At 69.8% G+C, this 10,110-nt stretch carries 2 protein-coding genes; both read left to right on the top strand.

Annotated elements, in window-relative coordinates; genetic code table 11:
• The coding region (locus ACFWHU_RS38320) for a type I polyketide synthase (protein ID WP_387230957.1) at nt 1-7,548 on the top strand (7,548 nt) is incomplete at its 5' end.
• A gap of 64 nt (nt 7,549-7,612) precedes the next feature.
• On the top strand, nt 7,613-10,110 hold a 2,498-nt coding region (locus ACFWHU_RS38315), incomplete at its 3' end, for a type I polyketide synthase (protein WP_387230955.1).

The raw sequence follows: 10,110 nt of genomic DNA, 5'->3' as shown, positions 1-10,110 counted from the left end.
CTCACCTGGCCCACCACCACCCAGCCCACCAACCACCACCCCACCCTCCCCACCTACGCCTTCCAACACCACCACTACTGGCTCAACGACACACCAGCCACCAGGGACCTCACCTCCGCAGGGCTGACCACCACCGACCACCCACTCCTCGGCGCAACCGTCGATCTCGCGCAGGGCGACTCGGCCGTCTTCACCAGCTCCCTCAGCCTGCGCACGCACCCATGGCTCGCCGACCACACCATCGCGAACCGGGCGCTGCTGCCCGGCACCGCGTTCGTGGACCTCGCCCTGCACGCGGGACTGCACCTGGGGTGTGACCGGCTCACGGATCTCACGCTGGCGACCCCGCTCGCCGTGCCCGAGCAGGGCAGCGTCCAAATGCAGGTCACCGTCGCGCAGGAGGGCACGTCCGGGGAGCGGATCGTGACGATCCACTCCCGTCCGGAAGGGTTCGAGAGCCCTTGGACGGCCCATGCCACCGGTCTGCTGGCGCCGGCGGTGGAGGGATCTGACGCTCCCTCCACCGGTCTGGAAGCCTGGCCCCCGCACGGGGCGGCAACCGTGGATGTGGGCGCCCTGTACGAGGACTTCGCCGCTCAGGGTTACGCCTACGGCCCCGCGTTCCAGGGACTGCACGCAGCGTGGCAGGCCGACGGTCACGTCTACGCGGAGGTGGAACTGGACTCTGACGTCGACGTCAAAGGGTTCGGCGTCCACCCGGCGCTCCTCGACGCCGCGCTGCACACTCTCGCGCTGGACGCAACGACGAGCGGGCACAGCGGCGACGAGGTCAAACTGCCCTACTCCTGGTCCGGTATCCGCCTGTACGCGACCGGTGCGACCGCCGCGCGGGTACGGCTGACACCCACGAGCGAGACGACGGCGACGGTCACACTCTCCGACGCGACCGGCCAACCGCTCCTGGAAATCGACGTGTTGACGTTGCGCTCCGTCGACGCCAAGCAGCTCAACGCTTCGGCCGGCTCGGACCGTGACGGTCGCCTCTTCGTCCTCGACTGGACGGATATGAGTCCTGCCGAGGAGACGACCAACGCGGTGGTGTCCGATCTGCGGATCTTCGCCGCAGGTCCGGACGCGGGCGAGTTCAACGCAGCCGAGTCCAACACGTCCGTGTTCGCCGTGCTGCCGCCCGTCGACCTCGAACTCCCCCTGACCGAGCAGGTGTTCACCGCCACCGCGCAGACCCTGCGCGTGGTCCGGGATTGGCTGTCGGACGACTCGGCCTCCGGGGCGCCCCTCGTGGTGGTGACCCGGGGCGCGGTGCCCGTCGCGCCGGAGAACGACGTCGATCTCATCCACGCACCGTTGTGGGGCCTGCTCCGCAGCGCCCAGAGTGAGCATCCGCACCGCTTCCTGTTGGTCGACTTGGACGACGACCCGGCGTCGCTGGCGGCCCTGCCCTCAGCCGTGACGACGGCGGTCGCCCGGCAGGAGCCACAGCTCGCGCTCAGGGCGGGGGCGCCGCTGGTTCCCCGGCTCGTACGCCACGACACCAGCGCTCCGGCGCCGGAGTCCGCGGCTGCGAGCCGGACGGCCTCGGCCACGACGTTCCGGCCCGACGGCACCGTTCTGATCACGGGCGGCACCGGTGCCTTCGGCGCCCGTATCGCCAAGCACCTGGTGAGCGCCCACGGCGTACGTCATCTGCTGCTCGTCAGCAGGTCCGGGCCGGACACCGAGCCGGCCACCGCGCTGCGCCAGGAGCTGACCGGGCTCGGCGCCGATGTCGTGGTCGCCGCCTGCGACGCCGCCGACCGCGACGGACTCGCTGCACTCGTCTCCGCGATCCCCGCCGACCGGCCGCTGTCTGCGGTCGTCCATGCCGCCGGTGTCCTGGACGACGGCACGCTCGCCCAGCTCACGCCGGAGCAGTTGCGCGGGGTGCAGCGTCCCAAGGCCGACGCCGCGTGGCACCTGCACGAACTCACCCGGGACCTGGAACTCGACGCGTTCATCCTGGTGTCGGCAGGCGCCGCGACGCTGGGTACCGCCGGGCAGGGCAACTACGCCGCCGCCAACACCTTCCTCGACGCGCTGGCCGCCCATCGGCGGCACCACGGTCTGCCCGGTCTCTCCCTCGCCTGGGGCTTCCTGGCCCAGGACGCCGGCATGACCGGCCACCTCGACGAACGGGACCGCGCCCGGCTCGCGCGCAACGGTGCCGTTCCGCTCAGTGTCGAGCGCGCGCTCGAACTCTTCGACGCCGCACTCGCCCAGGCAGCGCCCGCCCACCTGCTGCCGCTGGCCATGGACTCCGCGCAGCCACTGCTGCACGGGCTCGTCCGCAAGCGGCGCGCCGTCACCATGGCCGTGGCCGGCCGCCCGGCCGGCTCCGCGTCCGGCGCAGGGGGGCAGGGGCTGGCCGAACTGCCGCCCGAGGCCCGTCTGACCCGGCTCACGGAACTGGTGACGACCCTGGTGGCCGCCGTACTGGGTCATGTGGACTCCCAACAGCTCGACCCCGGACGGACGTTCAGCGAGCTCGGCTTCGACTCACTCACCGCGGTGGAACTCCGCAACCAGCTCGGCACCGCGACCGGCCTCCAGCTCTCGTCCACGCTCGTCTTCGACTATCCGACGCAGCAGGCGCTGGCCACGTACCTGAGCACCCGGTTCGCGGAGACGGCGACCGTCCGGCCCACGGCCCACACACAGCTCCAGAACACGGAGCCGATCGCCGTCGTCGGGATGGCCTGCCGCTACCCCGGCGGTGTTACGACACCCGACGACCTGTGGGAACTCCTCCAGGGAGGCCGGGACGCCATCAGCGACTTCCCGGACAACCGCGGCTGGGACCTCGACTCGCTCTACGATCCCGTTCCCGGTACCCGCGGCACGTCGTACGTACGTGAGGGCGGTTTCCTCCACGACGCCGGCCAGTTCGACCCCACGCTCTTCGGCATGAGCCCACAGGAGGCCCTGGCGACGGACCCGCAGCAGCGGCTGCTGCTGGAGACGGCGTGGGAGACCTTCGAGCGGGCCGGTATCGATCCGCGGTCGCTGCGGGGCAGCCAGACCGGAGTCTTCGCGGGGGTCATGTACAGCGACTACGCCGCCCGGCTCCTGCCGGACACGCCCGAGGGGTTCGAGGGCCAGATCGGGAACGGCAGTGCGCCGAGTGTCGCGTCGGGTCGGGTGTCGTACGCGTTCGGGCTTGAGGGTCCGGCGGTGACGGTGGACACGGCGTGTTCGTCGTCGCTGGTGGCTCTGCATCTGGCGTGCCAGTCGCTGCGCAGCGGCGAGTCGTCGCTGGCGCTGGCGGGCGGTGTGACGGTGATGGCGAGTCCGAGCACGTACGTGGAGTTCAGCCAACAGCGCGGGCTGGCGCCGGACGGCCGGTGCAAGCCGTTCGCGGCCGGTGCGGACGGCACCGGCTGGTCGGAAGGTGTCGGGCTGCTGCTCGTGGAGCGGCTGTCGGACGCCAAGCGCAACGGGCACGAAGTCCTCGCGGTGGTGCGGGGTTCGGCGGTCAACCAGGACGGTGCGTCGAATGGTCTGACGGCGCCGAACGGGCCGTCGCAGGAGCGGGTGATCCGTCAGGCGCTGGCCAACTCGGGTCTGTCGGCGGCGGATGTTCAGGCGGTGGAGGCGCATGGGACGGGTACGACGCTGGGTGACCCGATCGAGGCGCAGGCCATCCTCGCGACGTACGGAAAGGACCGGCCGGAGAACGCTCCGTTGTGGCTCGGATCGCTGAAGTCGAACATCGGGCACACGCAGGCGGCTGCCGGTGTCGCGGGTGTCATCAAGATGGTGATGGCGATGCGGGAGGGCGTACTCCCGCGGACGCTGCATGTGGACGAGCCGACGCCGCATGTCGACTGGTCGGCGGGAGCGGTCGAACTTCTGACGGAGAACACCGCGTGGACGGTCGGGGAGGGCCGGCCGAGGCGGGCCGGTGTGTCCTCGTTCGGGATCAGTGGCACGAACGCACATGTGGTACTTGAGCAGGCCCCGGCCGTAGAACCCGTCGAGTCCGTAACTGAGCCCGGGTCTTCGGGTGTGGTGGTGTGGCCGGTGTCCGGTCACACATCCGATGCGCTGCGTGCCCAGGCTTCGCGGTTGCACGCGTGGCTGGAGGACCAGCCTGACGTTGATCTTCCGGCGGTCGCGGATGCTCTTACGGGGACACGTGCGACTCTCGACCACCGCGCGGTCGTCTTCGGCGGTGACCGTGGGCAGTTGATGGACGCGCTGGCCGGCATCGCGGCCGGGACTCCCACCCCGCAGGCAGTGACAGGGCGGTACCAGGCAGGGAAGCTCGCCGTCCTGTTCACCGGCCAGGGCTCCCAGTACACGGGCATGGGACATGACCTCTACACCACCCACCCCGTCTTCCGCGACGCCCTCGACGAGACATGCGCCGCACTGGACCCGCACCTCCCGGTGCCTTTGCTGACGGTGATGTTCGCCGAACCCGGCACCCCCGAAGCAGACCTCCTGCACCACACCACCTACACCCAGCCCGCCCTCTTCGCCCTGGAAACAGCCCTCTACCGCCTCACCCGGTCCTACGGGGTGCGCCCCGACGCACTCGCCGGACACTCCATCGGCGAACTCACCGCGGCCCACCTCGCCGGTGTCTTCACCCTCACCGACGCCGCCACCCTCGTCACCACCCGCGCCCGCCTCATGGGAGAACTCCCCACCGGGCAGGGCACGATGCTCACCCTCCACACCACCCCCGACGACGTGACCCCGCTGATCGAGGGCACCGGGCTGGAGATCGCCGCCCGCAACTCCCCCACCAACACCGTCGTTTCCGGCACCGTGGCCGAGATCGAGGCCCTGACGGCGCGTGCGGCCGAAGCAGGCATCCGTACCCGCGCGCTGAACGTCAGCCACGCCTTCCACTCCGCGCACATGGACCCCGTCCTCGACGCGTTCCGTGCCACGTTCAGCGCTCTTGTCCCGCAGGCTCCGACGCTGCCGGTCATCTCCAACCGCACCGGACTGCCCCTCACCCCCGAACAAGCCGTCTCACCCGACTACTGGACCCAACAGCTCCGCCACAGCGTCAACTACACCGACATCACCCACCACCTCGAAAACACCGGCACCACCACCTACCTCGAACTCGGACCCGACACCACCCTCACCATCCTCACCACCCAGACCCTCCCGAACGCCACCACCATCGGGACCCTCCACCCCAAACACCCCCACCAGCACACCCTCCACACCGCACTCGCCACACTCCACACCCACCACACCCCCCTCACCTGGCCCACCACACAACACACAGGCCACCACCCCACCCTCCCCACCTACGCCTTCCAACACCACCACTACTGGCTCAACGCACCCACGAACAACACCGGTTCGGGGCAGGTCGGTGACGCCGAGGAAGCGCGGTTCTGGCAGGCGATCGAGCAGGGTGATCTCGACGCTCTGGCCACCACGCTCCGGCTCCCGGACGACGCGGACTCGGCCGAGGCTAGGATGACGGCGCTCTCGCCCGTGCTTCCGATGCTGTCTTCGTGGCGCAAGCAGCATGCGGAGCGTTCCGCGGTGAGCAACTCCCGCTACCAGCTGAGCTGGACACCGGTCAACACCCCGTCCTCCGCCACGCTCTCCGGTCGATGGCTCGTCGTCTCCGCCGAGGAGTCCGGAGAAGCCGGGGAACACGGTGAATCCGGACCGTCTGCGGACTGGACCGCCTGGTGCACGGCGGCCCTGCGCCGCGCCGGTGCCGAGGTCGTGGAGCTGAAGACGGACGGCCCCTCCACCGATCGTGCCGACTTCGTCAAGGCGCTCGGCAATCTGCCGAGCGACGAGCACCCCCCGGCCGGTGTGCTGTCCCTGCTCGCGCTCAACGACAAGGACGCGACCGGTTACGCGTCCTTGTCCGCCACCGCCGCGCTGATCCAGGCTCTCGGCGATGCGGGATGGCAGGCACCGATGTGGAGTCTGACCAGCGGCGCTGTCTCCGCCGGGGTCTCGGCCCCCGTCACACACCCCGCTCAGGCTCATGTCTGGGGCCTGGGGAGGGTGGCCGCGGCAGAACACCCCCGACGCTGGGGCGGACTGGTGGATGTCGTCGGCGAGCTCGACGAGCGCAGTGGTGGGCTGCTGGTCGCCACGCTGGCCGGAAATGGTGGCGAGGACCAGGTCGCGATCCGGCCCGGCGGCGTCTTCGGATGCCGACTGCGGACCGCGTCGGGCGGCAGGCCGCCGCGCCGCGACTGGCGCCCGTCCGGCACCGTACTGGTCACGGGCGGAACCGGTGCACTGGGCGCGCACGTCGCCCGGTGGCTCGCCGGCAAGGGAGCGGAACACCTGCTCCTCACCAGCCGCAGGGGCGAATCCGCTCCAGGAGCCGCGCGACTACGCGCGGAACTGGAGGAGTTGGGGGCCACGGTCACCGTCGCGGCCTGTGACGTGGCCGACCGGGGCGAGCTCGCCTCCGTACTGGCAGCCGTGCCCACGGAGCAGCCGCTGACCGCTGTCGTACACACGGCGGGGCTGCTGGACGACGGAGTGCTCGACGCACTCACCCCGGAGCGGCTGAAGCGCGTGCTGCGGCCGAAGACGGACGCCGTGCTGAATCTGCACGAACTGACCAAGGACTTCGACCTGTCGGCCTTCGTCCTCTTCTCCTCGATCGCCGGGGTGCTGGGCAGCATGGGGCAGGCCAACTACGCGGCTGCCAATGCCCACTTGGATGCCTTCAGCGAGTACCGACGCGCGGCCGGGCTGCCCACCACCTCGATCGCCTGGGGCCCCTGGAGTGGCGACGGCATGGCGGCCGACGAGGCGGTCGACCGCAACATACGCGCCACCGGCGTACGGCCGCTGGCCCCGGACGTCGCGGTCGCGGCGTTGCAGGAGGCTCTCGACCGGGACGAGACGAGGCTGGTCGTCGCGGACATCGAATGGCAGCTCGTCGCCGAATCGGCGGCCGACGCCGCCCGCCGGGACCCGCTGCTCGGCGAGTTCCCTGAGGTACGAGCGGTATGGCAGGCGGCCGATCAGGCGGCAGCCGATGGCGCGCTGGCCGCCACCGCTCTGCGCGACAAGCTCCAGGGCGCGGGTTCGAAGGCCGAACGCGAGCAGGTGGTACTGGAGTTGGTGCAGAGCCGCCTCGCGTCGGTGCTCGGCCACGGTTCGGCCGATCTCGTCGAGGGCGACAAGGCATTCCGGGAAGTGGGCCTGGACTCGCTGGGCAGCATCAAGCTCCGTAACGCCGTCAACGCGGCCACCGGGCTGAATGTCTCGGCCACTCTGCTCTACGACTACCCCACCCCTCTCGCCCTCTCCCAGTACCTCCTCACCGAGATCACCGAGGAGGACACGGTCACCGAGGCGACGCTCCTGGCGGAGTTGGAGAGGCTCGACGGCGCCCTGCGGTCCCTCGCCCTGGCGGACAGCGGCCGGCGGAGGGTCGCGGGCCGATTGCAGGTCCTGCTCTCCAAGTGGGGTGACGGCCCGGACCAGACCGATGAAGACAGTTCACACGAGGATCTCGACGCGGTGACCGCGGAAGAGCTCTTCGACCTGATCAGCGACGAGTTCGGGAAGTCGTGATGGCGACCACAAGCGGACCGGACGCACGCATGAACTTCCCCGACGACTCAAGGAGCTTGCGCTAATGGAGAACGAGAAGAAGCTTCTCGACCACCTCAAGTGGGTCACCGCCGAGCTGCGGCAGGCCCGCCAGCGGGTGCGCCAGCTCGAAACGGACGGCGACGAGCCCATCGCCATCGTCGGTATGTCATGCCGCCTCCCGGGTGATGTCTCGTCGCCGGAGGATCTGTGGGAGCTGGTCTCCAACGGGACCGACGCCATCTCGGAGTTCCCCACGGACCGTGGCTGGGACACCGACTCGCTCTACAACCCCGAACCCGACAATCCGGGCACCAGCTACTCACGGCACGGCGGATTCCTGCACGACGCGGCCCAGTTCGACCCCGAGTTCTTCGGCATCTCGCCGCGCGAGGCGACGGCCATGGATCCGCAGCAGCGGTTGCTGCTGGAGACGTCCTGGGAGGCCTTCGAGCGGGCCGGTATCGACCCGACGGCCGAGCGCGGCCACCAGGTCGGCGTCTTCGCCGGAGTCGAGGACCAGGACTACATCAGCCGTCTGCACTCCGTGCCGGAGGAGTACGAGGGGTACATCGGCACGGGCGCCTCGATGAGTGTCGCTTCCGGTCGCGTCTCCTACACCTTCGGTTTCGAGGGTCCGGCGGTGACGGTGGACACGGCGTGTTCGTCGTCGCTGGTCGCGCTGCATCTGGCGTGCGAGTCGCTGCGCAAGGGCGAGTCGTCGCTGGCACTGGCCGGCGGTGTGACCGTGATGGCAACGCCTGCCTGTTTTGTGATCTTCAGCAGGCAGCGGGCCATGTCCGCGGACGGCCGGTGCAAGCCGTTCGCGGCCGGTGCCGACGGTACCGGCTGGAGCGAGGGCGCGAGCATGCTCCTCCTGGAGCGGCTGTCGGACGCGAAGCGAAACGGGCACCAGGTCCTCGCGGTGGTACGGGGTTCGGCGGTCAATCAGGACGGTGCGTCGAACGGTTTGACGGCTCCGAACGGACCCGCCCAGCGCAAGGCGATCGAGCAGGCCGTCGTCAACGCCCGTCTGTCGGTGTCGGACGTGGACGCGGTTGAGGCCCACGGGACGGGTACGACGCTGGGTGACCCGATCGAGGCCCAGGCGCTGCTGGACACCTATGGCAAGAACCGCCCTGCCGAACAGCCGTTGAGGCTCGGATCGCTGAAGTCGAACATCGGGCACACGCGCGCCGCATCGGGGGTTGCGGGTGTGATCAAGATGGTGATGGCGATGCGGGAGGGCGTGCTGCCGCAGACGTTGCACGTGGACGAGCCGACGCCGCATGTCGACTGGTCGGCGGGAGCGGTGGAGCTCCTGAGGGAGAACATCCCGTGGACGGTCGAGGGGACACGGCCGAGGCGGGCCGGTGTGTCCTCGTTCGGGATGAGCGGTACAAACGCGCACGTCATCCTGGAACAGGCCCCGGAAGTTGAAGTCACCGAGCCCGGAGCGGAGTCCGGCCCTGAGATTGGGTCGGGTGTGGTGGTGTGGCCGGTGTCCGGTCACACGGCTCCGGCTTTGGCCGAGCAGGCTTCCCGGCTGCACGCGCACCTTGCCGCGCACCCCGAGATCACGGCCGGTCAGGTCGCCCACGCCCTGACCACCACCCGCGCTGCGCTCACCCACAGGGGCGCGGTGGTCGCCGCTGACCGTGCGGAGCTGATGGACGGTCTTGCCGCCCTCGGCACCGACACCCCCAGCGCGCACACAGTCACCGGTGTCACACGACCTGCGGGAAAGACAGTGTTCGTCTTCCCCGGCCAGGGCGCCCAATGGCCCTTGATGACCGCTGATCTCCTGACCACCGAGCCCGTCTACGCCCAGTCCATCGACGCATGCGCGAAAGCGCTGGCGCCGTATGTCGACTGGTCGCTGCACGACGTCCTGATCGACCCGACAGGGGCATTGCTGGAGCGCGTGGACGTGGTCCAGCCGGCGTTGTTCGCGGTCATGGTGTCCCTGGCGCGGCTGTGGGAGCACCACGGCACCAGCGCTGATGCTGTCATCGGTCACTCGCAGGGCGAGATCGCCGCAGCACACATCGCCGGCGCGCTCACCCTGGAGGACGCGGCGAAGATCGTCGCCCTGCGGAGCAAGGCCCTGACCTCGCTGACCGGGCGCGGCACCATGGCATCGGTCACCCTGCCCCACGAGCAGGTCACCGAGCAGATCGCCACGTTCGAGAGTCTGTCGGTCGCGGTCATCAACTCCCCCACCCACACGGTCATCTCCGGCACGACCGAGGACATCCACACCTACCTCGACCAGTGCCAGCAGAACAACGTCCAGACCAGGCTCCTCCCGGTCGACTACGCCTCCCACAGCCCCCACGTCGAAACCCTCGAAGAACACCTCCTCACGGTCCTCGCAGACATCACGCCCCGAGCCGCGACCATCCCGTTCCACTCCACCACCCACCCCACCGACCAGCCCACCGATACGACCACCCTCAACAACACCTACTGGTACGACAACCTCCGCCAGCCCGTCCACTTCCACACCACCCTCACCCACCTCAACAACACCGGCCACACCAC

The organism is Streptomyces sp. NPDC060366, from assembly GCF_042725135.1.
Classification (GTDB): Bacteria; Actinomycetota; Actinomycetes; order Streptomycetales; family Streptomycetaceae; genus Streptomyces.
This window is presented reverse-complemented; position numbering and strand designations above follow the sequence as displayed.